This is a genomic window from Pseudomonas sp. No.117, assembly GCF_054558395.1.
Map to the genome: position 1 here is coordinate 591,376 of NZ_BAAJNP010000002.1, position 18,177 is coordinate 609,552.

The 18,177-nt window shown below is 67.6% G+C and carries 17 protein-coding genes; 7 read left to right on the top strand and 10 right to left on the bottom strand.

The genetic code is table 11. From position 1 onward, the window contains the following. Positions 1-9: 9 nt before the first annotated feature. The 3 genes from ACYJP6_RS06150 (at position 10) to ACYJP6_RS06160 (ending at position 5,211) form a co-directional block, all read left to right on the top strand. Entirely contained in the window at positions 10-1,155 is a 1,146-nt protein-coding gene (locus tag ACYJP6_RS06150; protein ID WP_459474164.1) for an alginate O-acetyltransferase AlgX-related protein, read from the top strand. A gap of 61 nt (positions 1,156-1,216) precedes the next feature. Beyond that, on the top strand, positions 1,217-2,545 hold the full coding sequence (locus tag ACYJP6_RS06155; RefSeq protein ID WP_459474165.1) for a bifunctional DedA family/phosphatase PAP2 family protein: 1,329 nt from the start codon (positions 1,217-1,219) through the stop codon (positions 2,543-2,545). A gap of 98 nt (positions 2,546-2,643) precedes the next feature. After that, positions 2,644-5,211: an ATP-binding protein gene (locus tag ACYJP6_RS06160; RefSeq protein ID WP_459474166.1), complete on the top strand. Its 2,568-nt coding sequence runs from the start codon at positions 2,644-2,646 to the stop codon at positions 5,209-5,211. 29 nt (positions 5,212-5,240) lie between these two features. Here the strand turns inward: ACYJP6_RS06160 and bfr are convergent, their stop codons facing one another. The 5 genes from bfr to ACYJP6_RS06185 all read right to left on the bottom strand — a co-directional run bounded on the left by bfr (position 5,241) and on the right by ACYJP6_RS06185 (position 9,249). After that, positions 5,241-5,738, bottom strand: a complete 498-nt coding sequence (gene bfr / locus ACYJP6_RS06165) for a bacterioferritin (protein WP_145010649.1) — start codon at positions 5,736-5,738, stop codon at positions 5,241-5,243. Positions 5,739-5,858: 120 nt separating this feature from the next. Beyond that, positions 5,859-6,749, bottom strand: coding sequence for a PA4780 family RIO1-like protein kinase (locus tag ACYJP6_RS06170; protein WP_459474167.1), 891 nt, complete (start codon positions 6,747-6,749; stop codon positions 5,859-5,861). 150 nt (positions 6,750-6,899) lie between these two features. Next, positions 6,900-7,832 carry a 5-oxoprolinase subunit C family protein gene (locus tag ACYJP6_RS06175; protein WP_459474168.1) on the bottom strand — a complete coding sequence of 311 codons (933 nt, stop codon included), beginning with the start codon at positions 7,830-7,832 and terminating at the stop codon, positions 6,900-6,902. Continuing rightward, positions 7,829-8,506: a 5-oxoprolinase subunit PxpB gene (pxpB, locus tag ACYJP6_RS06180; RefSeq protein WP_459474169.1), complete on the bottom strand. Its 678-nt coding sequence runs from the start codon at positions 8,504-8,506 to the stop codon at positions 7,829-7,831. Before pxpB ends, ACYJP6_RS06175 begins: the two co-directional genes overlap by 4 nt. Continuing rightward, positions 8,503-9,249: a 5-oxoprolinase subunit PxpA gene (locus ACYJP6_RS06185; protein ID WP_459474170.1), complete on the bottom strand. Its 747-nt coding sequence runs from the start codon at positions 9,247-9,249 to the stop codon at positions 8,503-8,505. Before ACYJP6_RS06185 ends, pxpB begins: the two co-directional genes overlap by 4 nt. Positions 9,250-9,434: 185 nt before the next feature. Between ACYJP6_RS06185 and ACYJP6_RS06190 the strand changes: the two genes are divergently transcribed. The 4 genes from ACYJP6_RS06190 to ACYJP6_RS06205 all read left to right on the top strand — a co-directional run bounded on the left by ACYJP6_RS06190 (position 9,435) and on the right by ACYJP6_RS06205 (position 12,982). Further along, complete coding sequence (locus ACYJP6_RS06190) at positions 9,435-10,787, top strand: MATE family efflux transporter (RefSeq protein ID WP_459474171.1); 1,353 nt, start codon at positions 9,435-9,437, stop codon at positions 10,785-10,787. Positions 10,788-10,851: 64 nt separating this feature from the next. Beyond that, positions 10,852-10,989 carry a hypothetical protein gene (locus tag ACYJP6_RS06195; protein ID WP_186309298.1) on the top strand — a complete coding sequence of 46 codons (138 nt, stop codon included), beginning with the start codon at positions 10,852-10,854 and terminating at the stop codon, positions 10,987-10,989. A gap of 120 nt (positions 10,990-11,109) precedes the next feature. Further along, on the top strand, positions 11,110-11,655 hold the full coding sequence (locus ACYJP6_RS06200; RefSeq protein ID WP_459474172.1) for a hypothetical protein: 546 nt from the start codon (positions 11,110-11,112) through the stop codon (positions 11,653-11,655). A gap of 286 nt (positions 11,656-11,941) precedes the next feature. Then, the gene (locus ACYJP6_RS06205) at positions 11,942-12,982 is read left to right on the top strand and encodes an acyltransferase family protein (protein ID WP_459474173.1); all 1,041 of its coding nucleotides are present in this window, start codon (positions 11,942-11,944) and stop codon (positions 12,980-12,982) included. Positions 12,983-13,127: 145 nt separating this feature from the next. Here the strand turns inward: ACYJP6_RS06205 and ACYJP6_RS06210 are convergent, their stop codons facing one another. The 5 genes from ACYJP6_RS06210 to tgt all read right to left on the bottom strand — a co-directional run bounded on the left by ACYJP6_RS06210 (position 13,128) and on the right by tgt (position 18,172). Next, positions 13,128-13,655 (bottom strand): glycine zipper 2TM domain-containing protein, encoded by a 528-nt coding sequence (locus tag ACYJP6_RS06210; RefSeq protein ID WP_459474174.1) that lies wholly within the window; start codon positions 13,653-13,655, stop codon positions 13,128-13,130. A gap of 58 nt (positions 13,656-13,713) precedes the next feature. After that, a complete protein-coding gene (gene secF, locus ACYJP6_RS06215; protein WP_459474175.1) occupies positions 13,714-14,619 on the bottom strand; it encodes a protein translocase subunit SecF in 906 nt (301 codons plus the stop codon). A gap of 10 nt (positions 14,620-14,629) precedes the next feature. After that, a complete protein-coding gene (gene secD / locus ACYJP6_RS06220; protein WP_459474176.1) occupies positions 14,630-16,498 on the bottom strand; it encodes a protein translocase subunit SecD in 1,869 nt (622 codons plus the stop codon). A 64-nt stretch (positions 16,499-16,562) separates the two neighbouring features. Further along, a complete protein-coding gene (yajC, locus tag ACYJP6_RS06225; protein ID WP_058762149.1) occupies positions 16,563-16,907 on the bottom strand; it encodes a preprotein translocase subunit YajC in 345 nt (114 codons plus the stop codon). A gap of 146 nt (positions 16,908-17,053) precedes the next feature. Further along, on the bottom strand, positions 17,054-18,172 hold the full coding sequence (tgt, locus tag ACYJP6_RS06230; RefSeq protein WP_459474292.1) for a tRNA guanosine(34) transglycosylase Tgt: 1,119 nt from the start codon (positions 18,170-18,172) through the stop codon (positions 17,054-17,056). Between the last annotated feature and the right edge of the window lie 5 nt (positions 18,173-18,177).

Consider the following 18,177-nt stretch of genomic DNA (forward strand, 5'->3'; position numbering starts at 1 on the left):
GCCGCCGTCATGAGCGCACCCGCCCTGCCGCCCTCGCCCGCCCCCCAGCCACCCAGCGCCACCCAGGTGCGCCTGGCGCCCCTGGCCGGCCTGGTCTTCGCCCTGTTCCTGGCCGTCGGCCTGGGCTCCTGCGGCTGGGCCCTGCTGAGCGACCGCCTCTCGCTATGGCCGGAGCGGCTGAACCGCCACGCCCTGCTCGAAGGCGAGCTCACCCACCACATCGCCAAGGAACTGGCCAAGGCGCCCCTACCCGAGGCCGCGGCACGCCTGGAGCGAGGTGCCAGCTGGTTGCTGCTCGGCGACACCGGACCGCGCGTACGCCAGGGCTGTCCCGGCTGGCTGTTCCTGGCCGAGGAACTCGAGGTACATCGCCAGGCGGCCGCCAATGCCCAGGCCCGGGCCCAGACGGTGATGGCGCTGCAGCGCGCGCTGGCCGCCCGGCACATCCGCCTGCTGGTGGCCGTGGTGCCGGACAAGAGTCGCATCGCCGCCGACCAGCTGTGCGGCCTGCGCCGTCCCGCCGCCTTCGCCAGCCGCATCGCCGACTGGACCCGGCTACTCGCCGCCGCCCAGGTCCCGGTAGTGGACCTCACCGCCCCGCTCACGCCCCTGGGTAGCGCCGCCTTCCTGCGTACCGATACCCACTGGAACGAAGCCGGCGCCGCGGCGGCCGCGGCGGCCCTGGCCGCGGAGGTCAAGGCCCTGCCCTTCCAGGCCACCCCCGCCCGCGAATTCACCCGTACCCTCCTGCCGCCGGCACCGCGTCCGGGAGACCTGGTGCGCCTGGCCGGACTGGATTGGCTGCCGCCGCGGCTGCAACCCGCGCCCGAGGTGCTTAGGCTCACCCAGGTCGACAGCCGCGCGGCGGCCACTGCCAGCGATGACCTGTTCGGCGACGGCGACCTGCCCAACCTCGCGGTGATCGGCACCTCCTTCTCACGCAACTCCAATTTCCTGCCCTTCCTCGAACAGGCGCTGGGGGCCAGCGTCGGCCGCTTCGCCAAGGACGGTGGACACTTCGCCGGCGCCGCGCGCGACTACTTCCAGAGCCAGGCCTTCCGACAAACCCCGCCACAGTTATTGGTCTGGGAAATTCCCGAGCGCGACTTACAATCGCCCAGCCCCGAGGCGTTACGTCTCGATCCGCGTCCTTGAGGCAACCAAGGCTTTTCCCATGGGTCTGAGGACGCAACCCCGGACCCCAGGAAGCCTCTAGATGACGGAACTGCTCGACGGCCTGACCCAGTGGATCAACCAGCACCACCAGTGGTTGGGCACGGCCATCTTCATCATTTCCTTTCTCGAATGCCTGGCCCTGGCCGGCCTGGTGGTGCCCGGGACGGTGGTGCTCTTCGCCGTGGCCATCGCCGCCGGCAACGGCGCCCTCGACCTCTTCGACACCCTGCTGCTGGGCTTCCTCGGCGGCATCCTGGGCGATGCGGTGTCCTACTTCATCGGCCGCCGCTTCCACGAGGGCATCCGGCGCCTGCCCGGCCTGCGTACCCATCCGGAATGGATCGGCTCGGCCGAGGGCTTCATCCACAGATACGGGGTGGCCAGCCTGCTGGTGGGTCGCTTCATCGGCCCGCTGCGCCCACTGCTGCCCTTGATCGCCGGCATGCTCGACATGCCCCTGGTGAAATTCGTCAGCGTCAGCCTGGTGGCGGCCGCCGGCTGGTCCATCGCCTACCTCGGCCCGGGCTGGGTGACCGGCGCCGCCTTCCGCCTGCCGCTGCCGGAAGGCTTCTGGCAGCAGGCGGGTATCGTCCTCGGCGGGGCCGCGGTGCTGGTGGCGGTGATCGCCCACGGTGCCTGGCGCGAACGGGCCGGCACCACCCTGCTCAGCGGTGCCCTCTGCCTGGCCGGCCTGCTGGCCCTGCTGTTCGGCTGGCATCACCTGCGCGCCTTCGACGAAGGCCTGATGGCGCTGGTCCAGGAGCATCGTGAGGCCTGGCTCAACCTGATCGCCGTGATCGTCACCCGCATGGGCGATTTTCGGACCCAGTTGATCGTGGCGGCGGTACTGATCCTGGTCCTCGCCGCCTTCCGCCAATGGCGTCCGCTGCTGTTCGCCCTGGGGACCACCCTGGGCACCGCCCTCGCCAACGGCCAGTTGAAGAATCTCCTGGCCCGCGCGCGCCCGGACGTGCTCGCCGAGCCGCTGACCACCTACAGCCTGCCCAGCGGCCACAGCTCGGCCTCCTTCGCCTTCTTCCTGACCCTGGGCATCCTCGCGGGGCGTCGCCACGGCCCGCGTGGGCGGCTCGCCTGGCTGGTGATCGCCACCCTGCCGGCGGTGCTCATTGCCCTCAGCCGCGTCTACCTGGGCGTGCACTGGCCCACCGACGTCCTCGCCGGCGCCCTGCTCGCCGGCGGCTTCTGCGGCCTGAGCCTGGCGCTGCTGCAGAAGACCGGCGGCAATCGCCTGGAGCCGATCCCGACCCGGACCTGGTGGGTACTGCTGCCGCTGGTGGTGCTGGTCCTGGCCTTCGCCGCCGGCTGGGCGCTGCCGGAAGCCATCGAACGCTACGCCCCACGGCTATAAGCGGTCAGCGAAACGAAATATATCGCGGCGGTCCTGCAGTTCTGCTTCGATTGTGGTCTGAACGCCTGAAACGGCAGAGGTGGCTGGAGAGGCGGGTGATGGCAGCGGAGCTTGCCGACTGGAACGAACTGGACTTTCTCGCCGGGGGTGGCGAGATGGGCGCGCGCCTGCGCGTCCACGATTGGTCGGGATCAGCGCTCGGGGACCCCGCGCACTGGCCGCAATCGCTGAAATCCGCCCTCAGCATCTGCTTGAATTCGAGCTTTCCCACCGCCATCTACTGGGGGCCGGAACTCCTGCTGCTGTACAACGACGCCTGGGCGCCGATACCCGCCGAGCGCCATCCCTGGGCGCTCGGCCGGCCCGCCCAGGAGGTCTGGCAGGATATCTGGCCGGTGGTCGGGCCGCAATTCGCCGCGGTCATGAGCAGCGGCCAGGGATTCTCCGCCTTCGACCAGCTACTGCCCATGGTCCGCCAGGGCGTGGTCCGCGAGACCTACTGGAACTACAGCTTCACGGCGATCCGCGGTGAAGGCGGCGAGATCGCCGGCATCTTCAACCAGGGTCACGAAACCACCCAGCGCATCCTCGACGAACGCCGCCGCGCCGCCGACGCCGCCCGCCAGCGGCGGATGTTCGAGCAGGCGCCGGGTTTCGTCGCCATCGTGCGTGGCCCGGAGCACGTCTTCGACTTCGTCAACGTCGCCTATCGCCGGTTGTTCGGGGAGCGCGACTTCGAGGGGCATGCGGTCCGCGCGGTCTTTCCCGAACTGGAGGGCCAGGGTTACTTGGAGTGGCTCGATCAGGTCTACCAGAGCGGTCGACGCTTCGTCGCCGAGCACCAGCCATTTCGCCTTGAGGTCGAAGGCGAGCCGGCACGCACCCTCTACCTGGATTTCATCTACGAACCCCTGACCGACGAAGAAGGCCAGGTGATCGGCATCTTCTGCCAGGGCCAGGACGTCACCGAGGCCCACCTGGCCCGCGCCGCCCTCGAAGCCAGCGAAAGACGCTTCCGCACCGCCCTCGAGATCGAAACAGTGGGCGCCCTCTGCTTCGACCCCGAGGGTCGCCTGATCGATGCCAACGACGCCTTCCTGCGCATGAGCGGGCACGACCACCAGGACCTGGAGCAGGACCGCATCGCCTGGCCGGCACCGGCCCTGCGTTGCGCCGACGACCAGCTGCCGCCCGACGAACGCCGCTACCGGCGCCGCGATGGCTCGGTCGGCTGGGCCCTGGTGGCAGCCAAGCGCCTGCCCGACGGCAGCACCTTCGAATTCATCGTCGACATCAGCGACCGCAAGCAGGCCGAAGCCGAGCTGCGCGAAGAAACCCGCACCCTGGAAGCGCTCAAACGCATCGATACGGAGCTGGCCAGCCAGCTGGATCTGGTGCACCTGGTGCAAACCGTGACCGATGCCGGGGTCGAGCTGACCGGTGCCCGCTTCGGCGCCTACTTCGACCAGCGCCGCGCCGAGCACGGCGGCACGCTGCAACTCCTGACCCTGTCCGGCGCCGATCGCGCAGCCCTCGAACACCTCGACGGGCCGAGCGCCAGCGCCCTGTTCGCGCCGACCCTGAACAGCGCGAACGTACTGCGCACCGACGATGTGGCCGCCGACCCTCGTTATGGCTGTTCTTCCCAGCACCAAGGGCTCACCGCGGGACACCTGCCCGTGCGCAGCTACCTGGCCGTGTCCGTGGTCGCCCGCAGCGGCGCCGTACTGGGCGGGCTCTTCTTCGGCCATCCCGAGCCGGGCCGATTCAATGCCCGCCACGAACGCCTGATGGCCGCCCTGGCCGCTCGCGCCGCGCTCGCCATCGAGCAGGCCCAGCTGTTCCAGGCCGTGCGTACCGCCAACGAGACGCTCGAACAGCGCGTCGCCGAGCGCACCGCCGAACTGACCCAGGCGCAGCAGGCGCTGCACCAGGCGCAGAAGATGGAAGCCATCGGCCAGCTGACCGGCGGCATCGCCCACGACTTCAACAACCTGCTGGCCGGTATCATCGGCAGCCTGGAACTGATCGAGCGCCGCCTGCAACAGCAACGCACCGATCAGCTCGACCGGCTACTCGGCGGCGCTCAGGCCTACGCGGCGCGCGCCGCCTCCCTGACCCAGCGCCTGCTGGCCTTTTCCCGCCGCCAGACCCTGGAACCCAAGCCCACCGACGTGAACGAACTGATGCTGGCCATGGAAGAGCTGATCCGGCGCAGCGTCGGACCGGCGATCGAGGTCCAGGCGCGACCGGCGGCGGCGCTCTGGCCCTCGGTGATCGATGCGGTGCAACTGGAAAGCGCCCTGCTCAACCTGGCGATCAACGCCCGCGATGCCATGCCCCAGGGCGGCCAGCTGCTGCTGTCCACCGCCAATCTGCCGCAGACGGCCGCCGACCGGCCGGAGGGCCTGCCTACCGGCGACTACATCAGGGTTCAGGTGAGCGATACCGGGACCGGCATCCCCGCGGACATCAGGGAGCGGATCTTCGATCCCTTCTTCACCACCAAGCCACCGGGCCAGGGCACCGGCCTGGGACTGTCCATGGTGCACGGCTTCGTGCACCAATCCGGTGGCCAGATCCGGGTCGACACCGAGACGGGCGTCGGTACCTGCATCTCGCTCTATCTACCACGCGCCGCCGCGGACGACACCCGCGACGACTGACCGGCGCCCATGCGCACCGGGCGAGCGTCTTACAGCCCGGTGCCGTGGGGCGTGGAGCCGCCCTTCATCTGCGACTGCAGGTAGTTCTGCAGGCCGATCTTGTCGATCAGCCCGAGCTGCTGCTCCAGCCAGTAGGCATGGTCTTCCTCGGTGTCTTCGAGCTGGACCACCAGAATCTCGCGGGTGACGAAGTCCTTGTGCTGGTTGCACAGGGCCACGCCCTGGGCCAGGGCCTCGCGCACCTCGTACTCCAGCGCCAGGTCGGCCCGCAGCATCTCCGGCACGGTCTGGCCGACGGTGATGGCGTTCGGCCGCATGTCCGGCGTGCCTTCCAGGAAGAGAATGCGCCGCAGCAGGGCATCGGCGTGCTGGGTCTCCTCCTCCATCTCGTGGCCGATCCGCTCGTACAGGCGCATCAGGCCCCAATCCTCGTACATCCGCGAGTGGATGAAGTACTGATCGCGCGCCGCCAGTTCGCCGCGCAGCAGCTGGTTGAGGTAGTTGATGACGTCCGGATGGCCTTGCATGGAGAGAGTCCTTGGCTATTTAGCGCCCAGTTTAACGCGCCCCTGCCCGACCAGCGCCGTTCATCGGCCGACCACTGGGGCCGTTCGTCTCATCGCAGCGCTAATCGTTCTGCTTCACGATCAGCTTAGCCAGGGCGGCGGCGGCTCTTCACGCCCACTCGGCTCGTCCTGCTCGCGCCGCGCCGCCTGGCGGCGCTCCTCGTCCCGCCGGGCCGCCTCGATCTCGCGCATCACCGCCTTGACGTCGGCCTGTCCCTCCCGCTCGACGAACTCGCCGGTCAGGCGGGTATTGGCGAACAACTCGCCCTTCTCGAACAGGGCCCACATTTCCGGCGCATAACGCGTCGTGCGTAGTTCCGGGGCGAACCGGCCGAAGTACAGCGCCATGTTCTCCACGTCCCGGGCCAGCAGGCGAAAGGCGTGGTTGTTGCCGGCGGCGTCCACCGCCTGGGGCAGGTCGATGATCACCGGGCCGTCCTCGGCCAGCAGCACGTTGAATTCGGACAGGTCGCCATGGACCAGGCCGGCGCAGAGCATGCGCACGATCTGGCCGATCATCAGCTCATGGTAGCGCAGCGCCTCTTCGGCGGTGAGGGTCACGTCGTTCAGGCGCGGTGCCGCCTCGCCGTTGCCGTCGGTGACCAGGTCCATCAGCAGCACGCCATCGAGGAAGTCGTGGGGCTTGGGCACCCGCACCCCGGCATCGGCCAGGCGATAGAGCGCCGTCACCTCGGCGTTCTGCCAGTTGTCCTCGCGCTCACGGCGACCGAACTTGGAGCCCTTGGCCATGGCGCGGTTTTCCCGGCTACCGCGGACCTTGCGCCCCTCCTGGTACTCGGCGGCCTGGCGGAAGCTGCGTTTGTCGGCTTCCTTGTAGACCTTGGCACAGCGTACCTGACTACCGCAGCGCACCACGTAGACCGCTGCCTCCTTGCCACTCATCAGGGGCCGTATCACCTCATCGACCAAGCCGTCCTCGATCAGCGGCTCGATGCGTTTGGGAGTTTTCATCGCCGGTTCCAGCTCCTTCTTGTCGGTCGTCACAGGGGGACGTGTCAGGCAAGTTTCAAGCCAGACGCCGAGAAAGGGAAGTCGGCGTCGTCCCTGAGCGTGCGACTCATCGAAGCGGACAAGATTCCTCGGCCGTGACCGGTTGCACCCTCACCCACCGAAGAAGGCCAGGAAACGTCGCCACTCGGCCTGGGCGACCGCCAGCTCCACCGGCGCGAAGCGCACCTCGTGATGGGCCGGGCACTGGGCCAGGCGCGCCAGGTCCAGCGGATGGATGAAGCCCAGCAGCGGATAGCCGCCCATGGTCTGGCGATCGGCCATGAGCACGATGGGCTGGCCATCGGGCGGCACCTGGATGGCCCCGGTCACCACGCCCAGCGACCATTGGCGGCGGGGCGGTACCAGGGGCGTACCACCGGCCAGACGGATGCCCATGCGATCGGATTGCGGGCTGATCCGCCAGGGCTGCGCGCAGAGTCGCTGCCGCTGCTCGGCGCCGAAGGCCTCGGCATCGCCGCCGTAGATCACCCGCAGGGTCGGCACCGCGCGATAGTCCGGCACGAACCGCGCCGCCGGGCCGCACCCGCGCGCATGCAGTTCGCCCACCGCGGCGCAGTCCAGCCGCTGCCCCGCCACCAGTGCGGCGCCGCTACCGTCCGCACCGCCCAGGCCCTCACGACGGTTGCTGGCGACGCTGCCCAGGGTCGGCGGCACCTGGAAGCCACCGCCGGCTGCCGCCAGGTAGGCGCGTTGGCCGGCCTGGGCGAAGCCCAGTTGCAGGCGCGCCCCGGCCTTCACCGGGAAGCACGACCAGGACGGCAACGGTTCACCGTCCAGCCGTGCCTCCAGCGGGGCGCCGGTCAGGGCCAGCCAGGTGTCGGTCTCCACCGCGAATTCGGCGCCGCCGAGGGCGATCTCCAGCAATGGCGCCGCCATGGGGTTGCCCACCAGGCGATTGGCCCAGCGCGCGGCATGGCCGTCCATGGGTCCGGCAGGGGCCACGCCCAGGTGCTGCCAGCCCTGGCGACCCAGATCCTGCAGCAGGCTCAGGGGACCGGGCTTGATCACCTGCAGACCACTCATGGCTGACCTCCCAGGGCGCGAAAGACCGCCTCGTCCACCGGCACGAAGCGCACCCGGTCGCCCGGTGCCAACAGGCACGGCGGCTCGGCCCGGGCGTCGAAGACCCGCCACAGGCAACGACCGATCAGATTCCAGCCACCGGGTGAGGCCTGGGGATAGACGGCGGTCTGGCGTTCGGCGATGGCCAGGCTGCCCGCGGGAACGCTGGTGCGCGGCGTGCTGCGCCGGGGCAGCGCGAGGCGTTCGTCCAGCTCGCCGAGAAAGGCGAAGCCGGGCATGAAGCCGATGGCGCCCACCTGATAATCGCGCCCGCTGTGCCGGGCGATGACGTCGTCCTCGCTCAGCCCACAGCGCTGGGCGACCTCGGCCAGGTCGGGACCAGCATAGAGCGTAGGCACCTCGTGCAGCCGGCCTTCCAGTCGGCCACCGGACGCGCCCGGCCAGTCGGCCAGCAGGGGCGCCAGGCCGGCCTGCAACTCGGCCAGGGTCAGTTGCAGCGGATCGTAGTGCACCAGCAGGCTGGTCCAGCCTGCCACCAGGTCGGTCACCGCCACGCCGAAGGCCTGGCGAATCCGTGCGCCCAGACCGGCGATCCGCTGGGGCAGCTGGGCATCCGGGTGCTCCGCCAGCTCGATCAGCAAGGCCGCGACACCGAACGGCTTGAGGGCGATCATAGGGCGTCCAGCGCCGCGCGCAGGCGCCGCAGCACCGCCAGGGATTCGGCGTTGTCACCGTGCACGCAGAGGCTGTCGGCCCGCAGGCGCATGGGCTGGCCGGCGAAACCGGGGAACTCCTCACCGCGGGCGATGGCAAGGGCCTGGCCGAGGATGCGCTCGGGGTCGTGATGGACGGCACCCGCCTGGCCGCGCGGCGCCAGGGAGCCGTCGGCCAGGTAGGCCCGGTCGGCGAACGCCTCCAGCAGCAGGGGGACCCCGGCGACCTCCGCCAGTCGGCGCTCGCGGCCATTGTCGGTCTTGGCCAGCACCATCAGCGGCAGCCCCGGGCGATAACGAGCGCAGGCGGAGAGCGCCGCGGTCAGCAGGGCATCGTCCTGGACCAGGGCGTTGTAGAGCGCGCCATGGGGCTTCACGTACTCGACCTGCACCCCCGCCGCCCGGCAGAAGGCGTCCAGGGCGCCGATCTGGTAGAGGATCATGGCTTCCACCTCGGCCGGGGTACAGGCCAGTTGCCGGCGACCGAAGCCCACCAGGTCGGGATAGGCCGGATGGGCACCGATCTGCACCCCGTTGGCGACCGCCAGCGCGACGCTGCGCTGCATGGTCAGGGGATCGGCGGCGTGAAAGCCGCAGGCCAGGTTGGCCTGGTCGACCAGGGGAATGGCATGGGCATCGTCGCCCATCGTCCAGGCACCGAAGCTTTCTCCGGAATCGCAATTGAGCAGCAGGCGAGCGGGCATGACAGGTTCCTCAGGGACTAGGACCTGAGTGTCGGAAAGCCGGGGCGATCTTGTCCAACAAAAGATTGCCAGTCGGGGGCAGAGCGACCCCGCGTCACCCTCCTGCGCGCCGCTCTGCAGCAGGAACGGGATTGCCGGCACGGGCTGCCCTACAATGACGCCTCCGCCACCGCTGCGATTGCCCCATGCCGACCCTGCTCGCCGACTGGCACCACCCTGACCTGCATCGCCGCGTCTGGGCGCTGGCCGCCCCCATGATCCTCTCCAACCTCAGCGTGCCGCTGGTGACCCTGGTCGACAGCGCCATCGCCGGCCATCTGCCGGAAGCCCGCCAACTCGCCGCGGTGGCCATGGGCGGTGCCTTCTATACCGCGCTGCTTGGCATCCTCGCCTTCCTGCGCATGGGTACCACCGGCTTCGCCGCCCAGGCCAGCGGACGCCGCGACGGTGCCGGCCTGCGCCAGATCCTGCTGCAGGCCGGCCTGCTCGGCGCCGGGCTGTCCCTGCTGTTGCTGCTGCTCGCCAGCCTGCTGCTGGATCCCCTGCTCGCCTGGCTCGGCCTCGATCCCGGCTTCGCCGAACTGGCCAGCCACTTCCTGCACCTGCGCCTGCTCGGCCTGCCCGCCGCCCTGCTCAGCTACGCCGTGATCGGCTGGCTGCTCGGCACTCAGGATGCGCGCACGCCGCTGGTGCTGCTGCTCGCCACCAATGCCGTGAATCTCTTGCTGGTCACGGCGTTCGTGCTCGGTCTCGGCGCCGGGGTGAAGGGCATCGCCCTGGCCTCGGTGCTGGCGGAATGGAGCGGCATGCTGCTCGGCCTCTGGCTGGTGATCCGCCGTCTGCGGCGGTGGCCGGGCCGGATCGACCGCCCGGCCCTGCGCCGACTCGCCAGCTGGCGACCGCTACTGGCGGTCAATCGCGACATCTTCATCCGCTCCCTGGCCCTGCAGGCGGTGTTCCTGCTGTTCGCCGCCCAGGGCGCCCAGTTGGGCGAGACCACGGTGGCGGTCAACGCCCTGCTGCTCAACGGCCTGCTGGTCACCGCCTTCGCCCTGGATGGCCTCGCCCATGCGGTGGAGGCCCTGGCCGGCCATGCCCTGGGCGCCCGTGAGGGGGCGACCCTGCGGCGGGTACTGGTGATCGCCGGAGGCTGGTCGCTGCTGGCCAGCCTCGGCTTCGCCGTGGCCTTCGCCCTCGGTGGCGATCTCTTCGTCGCCCTGCAGAGCGACATCGCCGCCGTCCGCCAGGAGGCCCATGCCTACCTGCCCTACCTCGCCCTGCTGCCGCTGATCGCCATGATCAGCTACCTACTGGACGGCCTCTTCATTGGCGCCACCCGGGCCCGGGAGATGCGCAACTCGATGCTCCTGGCACTCCTGCTGGCCTTGCCGCTCGGCTGGCTGCTGCGCGGCTTCGGCAACCATGGCCTGTGGCTGGCCTTTCTGACCTTCATGGCGCTGCGCGGGCTGATTTCCGCCGGGCTGGCCTGGCGCCTGGCCCGACGTGAAGGCTGGCTCAGCGCGGGAAGCACTGGCTGATGCCGTGGAACCGGCGGGCCGGCGCTCCCCTCCAAGTCGGAAACCCCCTGCCGAGAGCGCTGCCATGACCGACGCCCCCCACGACCAGGAACCCCTGGACACCCCCGACGACCAGGACGACGTGCCCGCGCACCAGAAGCCGGAGAACCTGGAAAAGCTCAAGGATTACGGCAAGGACCAGATTCCGCCCGGGGTCGCCTGACGCCAATCCTGAACCTCTCGACAAAAGCCGCCGACAGCGGTGGCAAAGCCCCGGCGGAGCTTCTAGCATCCGTCGGGTTGAGTGGGCCCCCGGGCCTTTGTGAAGGGAATCCAGATCACCATGACCGTCAGGTCCTACCTGTCGCCCCTCCTTGCGCCCCTGGTGGCGCTGCTGGCGCTCGCCCCGGCCCTCGCCAAGGCGGTCGACGGCTATGCCGGCATCGCCTTCGGTACTGACCAGAAAGCCTTCCTGGCGAAAAAGCTCTGCACCTTCCAGCCGCGCAAGATCGACGTGGTCGGCGTCGAATATTTCGAATGCACCGACCTGGCCTTCGCCGGCGAGAAAGTCGAGGCCGGCGCCTTTTTCATCGACGGTCACTTCCTGCGCCTGTCCATCGTCACGCCCCTGGCCCAGTCCTTCCTGATCGCCGAAGGACTCACGCAAAAGTATGGCAAGCCCTCCTCCCAGTCTTCGGCCGCGGCCTTCGAGCGACTGACCCAGGACGATGACGCCCAGGCCTACCTGGCCTTCGACCACGACACCGTGGTGTACAAGTTCAGCGCCCAGGCGGCCCGCAAGAAACAGGTCCTGCTGATCTACACCTCGCCCCGCTACGAGCCGCTGCTCAAGGAGAAGCAGCTGCAGTTCGTTAAAGAGTCCCTTTAAACATTCGCTTACAGTTCGTCGGACAATTGCCTCCAGGGCGGCCAAAGTGTCGCCCCGTTCACGGATGGCCGGAAACAAGCCATGAACAATGGCAGATAGCCATGGTCAGAACGCGGGCAAGGAGCCCCTTCCTGTAACCGGCTACTTACGGACGTCGTTCCCTCGGGAGTCCTACCATGATCGAACCTGTCGCGATGCGCGCCTTGGCGACGCAGCGATCTCGCTTACGTTTGTCCCCAGCGTTCCGCTTCAGCTGCACAGGTTCTCTTTTGAAAAGGATCATTCAATGAACACTCGCAATCTCTGGGTCGACTATGCCAAGGCCATTGGCATCGTGCTGGTGGTCTACGGCCACGTGGTCCGCGGCCTGCTCAACGCCGGCATCCTCCAGGACGCCGAATTCCATGGCCTGGTGGACAGCGTCATCTACAGCTTCCACATGCCGCTGTTCTTCTTCCTGTCCGGCCTGTTCTTCTACAGCTCCTTCGTCAAGCGTGGCACCGGCGGCCTGCTGGTGAACAAGATCGACACCATCGTCTATCCCTTCCTGGTCTGGTCGTTGCTGCAGGGTTCGGTGGAGGCGCTGATGTCGCGCTACACCAACGGTGGCGTGAGCTTCACCGAGGTGCTGACGTTCTGGGAGCCACGCCAGCAATTCTGGTTCCTCTATGCGCTGTTCCTGGTCTTCTGCCTGGCCATGCTCGCCTACCGCTGGGCCAAGCCGCTGGCCTTCTTCGCCGTGTTCGCCTTCGGCGCCCTGGTCTATCTGTTCCAGAACGCCGGCCCGGAAGACTTCTTCTTCACCTTCACCGCGCAGAACTTCGTCTTCTTCGCCTTCGGCGTCTGGTTCAACAACTTCAAGCAGGCCATCGAGGAACAGGCCAGCCGCGTGATGCTCGGCTCGGGGCTGCTGTTCGTCATCCTCGAATACTGGTTCCACGGCCTGCTGGGGCTGGTCTACACCGATCGCGGCCTGGCCACCCTGGTACTGGCGCTGAACGGCATCATCTTCGTCAGCAGCACCTGCATGGTGCTGGCGCAGCGGCCGCTGCAATGGGTGCTGACCCTGGGCGCGCTGTCCATGCCCATCTACGTCATGCACGTGCTCTCCGGCAGCGGCGCCCGCATCATCCTCAGCAAGGGCCTGCACATCAACGATGGCCTGCTGCACATCGTCGCCGGTTGCGCCTTCGGCCTGCTGGTGCCGATCGCCATCGCCAAGCTGCTGGAAGCCCGCGGCATCAACGGACTGTTCGAGGCGCCGGCGTGGATCTCCGCCCGGCGGTGGCTTCGGCCCAAAGCTGAAACCCCCCGCCCCGCCGTCTAAGTGAGGACCAGGCCAGGTACCCCAGGTGCCTGGCCTGACCAACCGCCAGACCGCCTGTAAAGCTCCATGAAAAAACCCGCTACCAGTCACCTGGTAGCGGGTTTTTTCATGGCTGAGGCCCGCGGGCTTCAGCCGGGAAGGTCAATCACTGGCTGGCCAGCACTTGGCCGTTCTTCACTTCCAGTTGCTTGCCCGGCTCGTGGTCCATGCGGACCTGGCCGATCTTGCCGTCCAGCAGGTACTTGACGTCATAGCCGACCACCTTGTCGCTGGTATCGGTGACCGTGCTGCAGCGGGTTTGGGTGGTGGTGTAGGTGTCGCGGTTCTGCATGTATTCCTGACCCTTGTTGCCGGCGTAACCGCCGCCAACGGCGCCGGCGATGGTCGCCAGGGTCTTGCCGCTGCCATTGCCTACCTGGTTGCCCAGCAGGCCGCCGACGACCGCGCCGACGGCGGTACCGGCGATCTGGTGCTGGTCCTGCACCGGCCGGCGGTGGGTCACCGCGACCTCCTTGCAGACCTCGCGAGGATTCTTGACCGTTTCCTTGACCGGCTGGACGGCCACGACCTCGGCATACTGAGGCCCGCGATCGACGAAACTGTACGCCACGGCGCCACCGGCGGTGGCGACGATGGCTCCCAGGACCGTTCCGACGAGCATCGACTTGTTCACTACAACCTCCTGACTACCTGTCATAGCGGGCACAAAGCCCATTGCCATGCCTAGGACATCAGGGGCGGTCGTCGAGTTCCTTGGCCTGCGGCGGGATCAGGTCCTCGCTCTTCAGGTCCAGCCAGATCAGCACCACGTTGGCGATGTAGATCGACGAGTAGGTACCGGCCAGCACGCCGATGAACAGCGCCAGGGAGAAGCCGAACAGGTTGTCGCCGCCGAAGAACAGCAGCGCCGCCACGGCGAGCAGCGTCGAGATCGAGGTCGCCAGGGTCCGCAGCAGGGTCTGGGTGGTCGAGACGTTGATGTTCTCGATCAGGCTGGCCTTGCGCAGCACCCGGAAGTTCTCCCGCACCCGGTCGAACACCACGATGGTGTCGTTGAGCGAATAGCCGATGATGGCCAGTACCGCCGCCAGCACCGTCAGGTCGAAGGTGATCTGGAAGAACGACAGCAGGCCGAGGGTCACGACCACGTCGTGCACCAGCGAGATAATGGCGCCCACGGCGAACTTCCACTGGAAGCGGAAGGCCACGTAGACCAGGACGCTACCCAGGGCCAGCAGCATGCCCAGGCCGCCCTGGTCACGCAGCTCCTCCCCCACCTGCGGACCGACGAACTCGGTGCGGGTCAGGGAGAAGCGCTCGGTGCTGGCCTTTTGCAGCGCGCCGGTCACCTTCTGGCCCAGCTGGGGATCGTCGCCGGGCATCCGCACCAGCACGTCGGTGGTGGCGCCGAAGCTCTGCACCACCGCCTCCTCGAAGCCGGCGCCCTGGAGTTCCTGGCGGATCTTGCCGAGGTCGGCCGGCTGTTCGTAGCGCAGCTCGATCAGGGTACCGCCGGTGAAATCCAGGCCGAAGTTAAGCCCCTTGTAGAACCAGCTGAACAGCGCCAGGACGGTCAGGAGGGCGGTGATGGCGAACGCGATGTTGCGTACGCCCATGAAGTTGATGGTCTTTTTCATCGCCGCGTCCTCAAATCCACAGCTTCTTGACGTTCCGGCCGCCATAAATCAGGTTGACCATGGCGCGGGTCACGAAGATGGCGGTGAACAGGGAGGTGAAGATACCCAGCGACATGGTCACGGCGAAGCCCTTGACCGGCCCGGTGCCCATGGCGAACAGGATGGCGCCCACCAGCAGGGTCGTCAGGTTGGAGTCCAGAATCGCCGTGAAGGCGCGACTGAAGCCTTCGTGGATGGCGCGCTGGATTGGCATGCCGTTGGCGATCTCTTCGCGGATCCGCGAGAAGATCAGCACGTTGGCGTCCACCGCCTGGCCCATGGTCAGCACGATACCGGCGATACCCGGCAGCGTCAGGGTGGCATGCAGGATGGACATCAGGGCCATCAGCAGCACCATGTTGAAGCCCAGGGCGATGGTGGCCAGCAAGCCGAAGAAGCGGTAGATGGCGATCAGGAACAGCGAGACGAAGACCATGCCCCACAGCGAGGCGTCGATACCCTTCTCGATGTTGTCGGCACCCAGGCTCGGGCCGAGGGTACGTTCCTCGGCGAAGTACATGGGTGCGGCCAGGCCACCGGCACGTAGCAGCAGCGCCAGTTCCGAGGCCTCGCCCGAACCGTTCAGGCCGGTGATGCGGAAGCTGTTGCCCAGCGCCGACTGGATGGTCGCCAGGCTGATGATGCGCCGCTCTTCCTCGAAGCCGGGCACCGCCACTTCCTTCTGCACGCCGTCGACGGTCTGGGTGGTGTAGCGGGTGACCGGACGCTGCTCGATGAACACCACGGCCATGCTGCGGCCGACGTTGCTGCGGGTGGCGCGGTTGATCAGATCGCCGCCATGGCCATCCAGGCGGATGTTGACCTGGGCGCGGCCGTTCTCGTCGAAGCTCGCCGAGGCATCGGTGACCTGGTCACCGGTGATGATGACGTTACGCTCCAGCGGTACCGCCGGACGACCCGGCTCGCGGAATTCGAAGCTCTCGGTGGAGGCGCGCGGCGTGTCCGCGGTGGCAGCCAGGCGGAATTCCAGGTTGGCGGTCTTGCCGAGGATCCGCTTGGCTTCGGCGGTATCCTGCACGCCCGGCAGCTCGACCACGATACGGTCGGCGCCCTGGCGCTGCACCAGCGGCTCGGCCACGCCGAGCTCGTTGACCCGGTTGCGCACCGTGGTCAGGTTCTGGGTGACGGCGTAGTTGCGGATCTCGCGCAGCTTGGCTTCGGTCAGTTGCAGGCGCAGCACCTGCAGGTCACCGCGGGTGTCGGTGGTCAGGTCGAAGTCGGCGTAGTTCTTGCGGATCAGGCTCTGGGCCTGCTGCAGGTCGGCGGCATCGGTGAAGCCGAGCTGCAGGGCGCCGTTCTGGTCGGGCATGCTGCGATAGCGCACCTTCTCGCGACGCAGCAGGGTCTTGACCTCGTTGTCATAGACCTTCAGCCGCGCCTCCACGGCCTTGTCCATGTCCACCGCCAGCAGAAAGTGCACACCGCCGGAGAGGTCCAGGCCGAGCTTCATCGGGCTGGCGCCCAGCTTGCGCAACCACTGCGGGGTGGTGGGCGCCAGGTTCAGCGCCACGACGAAGTCGTCGCCCAGGGTGCGACGGACCACTTCCTGGGCCGGCAGCTGGTCGTCGGCACGCATCAGCCGGATCAGCACCCGGCTGCCGCTTTCGTTGACGTCGCTGGACTTCACGGCGAGCTGCGCCTGAGCCAGGGCCGCGTTCACCCGCTGCACATCGGCAGGGGTCACCGCGCGTTCGGTGCTGGAAGCGCTGATTTGCAGGGCCGGATCGTCGGGGTACAGATTAGGAACCGAATAGATGGCGCCCACGACCAGTACGGCCAGGATCAGCAGGTACTTCCACAGGGGATATTTATTGAGCATGACACCGCCCGAGATAAAGGCGGGGCGCCTTGCGCGCCCCGGTGTTAGCTAGATTGAGGAAGGCTCAGAGTGCCTTCAGGGTGCCCTTCGGCAGGGTCGCGGCAATGGCGCCCTTCTGGAATTTCAGTTCGACGTTGTCGGACACTTCCAGCACCACGAAATCATCGGTGACCTTGTTGATGCGCCCGGCGATGCCACCGGTGGTCACCACTTCGTCACCCTTCTGCAGGCCGCCGAGCAGGTTCTTGTGATCCTTGGTGCGCTTGGCCTGGGGACGCCAGATCAGGAAATAGAAGATCACCACGAAGCCGATCAGGAAGATGAACTGAATGTATTCACCCCCCGGTGCGGCGTTGGCGGCCGGCGCGGCAGCTTCCTGGGCCTGGGCCGTGGAAATCAGAAAACTCATTGCACTACTCCTTGCAGAGTTGGATGACGGAAAAAGCGGAGATGCCGGGGGTCGCTTGGCGCCGGCTCGACCGCCTCAGGCCCCGGTCGCGCACCTCACGAACGACGCGCGAGCGCCGTTTCGCCAGGACGATCGGACAGGGGCTTTCAGCGGTCGAGCGGCGGCGTAGGCAGGCCGCGCCGAGCATAGAAGGCGTCCACAAAGTCGGCCAATTTACCCTCTTGGATAGCCTGGCGCAAACCGGCCATCACACGCTGGTAATACCGCAGGTTGTGGATCGTATTCAGCATACTCCCCAGCATTTCTCCGCATTTATCCAGATGGTGCAGATAGGCGCGGGAGAAATGTTTGCAGGTGTAACAGTCGCAGGTCGGATCCAGCGGCGTCTCGTCGTGACGGTGCACGGCGTTGCGCAGCTTGAGCACCCCGGTGTCGATGAACAGGTGGCCGTTGCGCGCGTTGCGGGTGGGCATCACGCAGTCGAACATGTCGACGCCGCGGCGCACCCCTTCCACCAGGTCTTCCGGCTTGCCGACGCCCATCAGATAGCGCGGCTTGTCGGCCGGCAGGTGCGGCGGCAGGAAGTCCAGCACCCGGATCATCTCTTCCTTGGGCTCGCCCACCGACAGGCCGCCGATGGCGTAACCGTCGAAGCCGATGCCTTCCAGGCCCTCCAGGGACCTCAGGCGCAATTCCTCGTGCATGCCGCCCTGGACGATGCCGAACAGCGCCGAGGGGTTATCGCCATGGGCTTCGCGGGAGCGCTTGGCCCAGCGCAGCGACAGCTCCATGGAGCGGCGCGCGGTGTCGAAATCGGCCGGATAGGGGGTGCATTCGTCGAAGATCATCACGATGTCCGAGCCCAGGGCGCGTTGCACCGCCATGGATTCCTCTGGCCCCATGAACACCTTGGCGCCGTCCACCGGCGAGGCGAAGTAGACCCCCTCCTCCTTGATCTTGCGCAGCGCGCCCAGGCTGAACACCTGGAAGCCGCCGGAGTCGGTGAGGATCGGTCCCTGCCACTGCATGAAGTCGTGCAGGTCGCCATGGCGCTGGATCACCTCGGTCCCCGGCCGCAGCCAGAGGTGGAAGGTGTTGCCGAGGATGATCTGCGCACCGATGTCGGCGACGCTGTCGGGCAGCATGCCCTTGACCGTGCCGTAGGTGCCGACCGGCATGAAGGCCGGGGTCTCGACCACGCCGCGGGGAAAGGTCAGGCGACCGCGACGGGCCTTGCCCTCGGTGGCCAGCAACTCGAAACTCATGAAAC

Coding starts and splice junctions, on each gene's coding strand:
- ACYJP6_RS06150 (WP_459474164.1), top strand. CDS start 10: ATGAGCGCACCCGCCCTGCCGCCCTCGCCCGCCCCCCAGCCACCCAGC.
- ACYJP6_RS06155 (WP_459474165.1), top strand. CDS start 1,217: ATGACGGAACTGCTCGACGGCCTGACCCAGTGGATCAACCAGCACCAC.
- ACYJP6_RS06160 (WP_459474166.1), top strand. CDS start 2,644: ATGGCAGCGGAGCTTGCCGACTGGAACGAACTGGACTTTCTCGCCGGG.
- bfr (WP_145010649.1), bottom strand. CDS start 5,738: ATGCAAGGCCATCCGGACGTCATCAACTACCTCAACCAGCTGCTGCGC.
- ACYJP6_RS06170 (WP_459474167.1), bottom strand. CDS start 6,749: ATGAAAACTCCCAAACGCATCGAGCCGCTGATCGAGGACGGCTTGGTC.
- ACYJP6_RS06175 (WP_459474168.1), bottom strand. CDS start 7,832: ATGAGTGGTCTGCAGGTGATCAAGCCCGGTCCCCTGAGCCTGCTGCAG.
- pxpB (WP_459474169.1), bottom strand. CDS start 8,506: ATGATCGCCCTCAAGCCGTTCGGTGTCGCGGCCTTGCTGATCGAGCTG.
- ACYJP6_RS06185 (WP_459474170.1), bottom strand. CDS start 9,249: ATGCCCGCTCGCCTGCTGCTCAATTGCGATTCCGGAGAAAGCTTCGGT.
- ACYJP6_RS06190 (WP_459474171.1), top strand. CDS start 9,435: ATGCCGACCCTGCTCGCCGACTGGCACCACCCTGACCTGCATCGCCGC.
- ACYJP6_RS06195 (WP_186309298.1), top strand. CDS start 10,852: ATGACCGACGCCCCCCACGACCAGGAACCCCTGGACACCCCCGACGAC.
- ACYJP6_RS06200 (WP_459474172.1), top strand. CDS start 11,110: ATGACCGTCAGGTCCTACCTGTCGCCCCTCCTTGCGCCCCTGGTGGCG.
- ACYJP6_RS06205 (WP_459474173.1), top strand. CDS start 11,942: ATGAACACTCGCAATCTCTGGGTCGACTATGCCAAGGCCATTGGCATC.
- secF (WP_459474175.1), bottom strand. CDS start 14,619: ATGAAAAAGACCATCAACTTCATGGGCGTACGCAACATCGCGTTCGCC.
- secD (WP_459474176.1), bottom strand. CDS start 16,498: ATGCTCAATAAATATCCCCTGTGGAAGTACCTGCTGATCCTGGCCGTA.
- yajC (WP_058762149.1), bottom strand. CDS start 16,907: ATGAGTTTTCTGATTTCCACGGCCCAGGCCCAGGAAGCTGCCGCGCCG.
- tgt (WP_459474292.1), bottom strand. CDS start 18,172: ATGAGTTTCGAGTTGCTGGCCACCGAGGGCAAGGCCCGTCGCGGTCGC.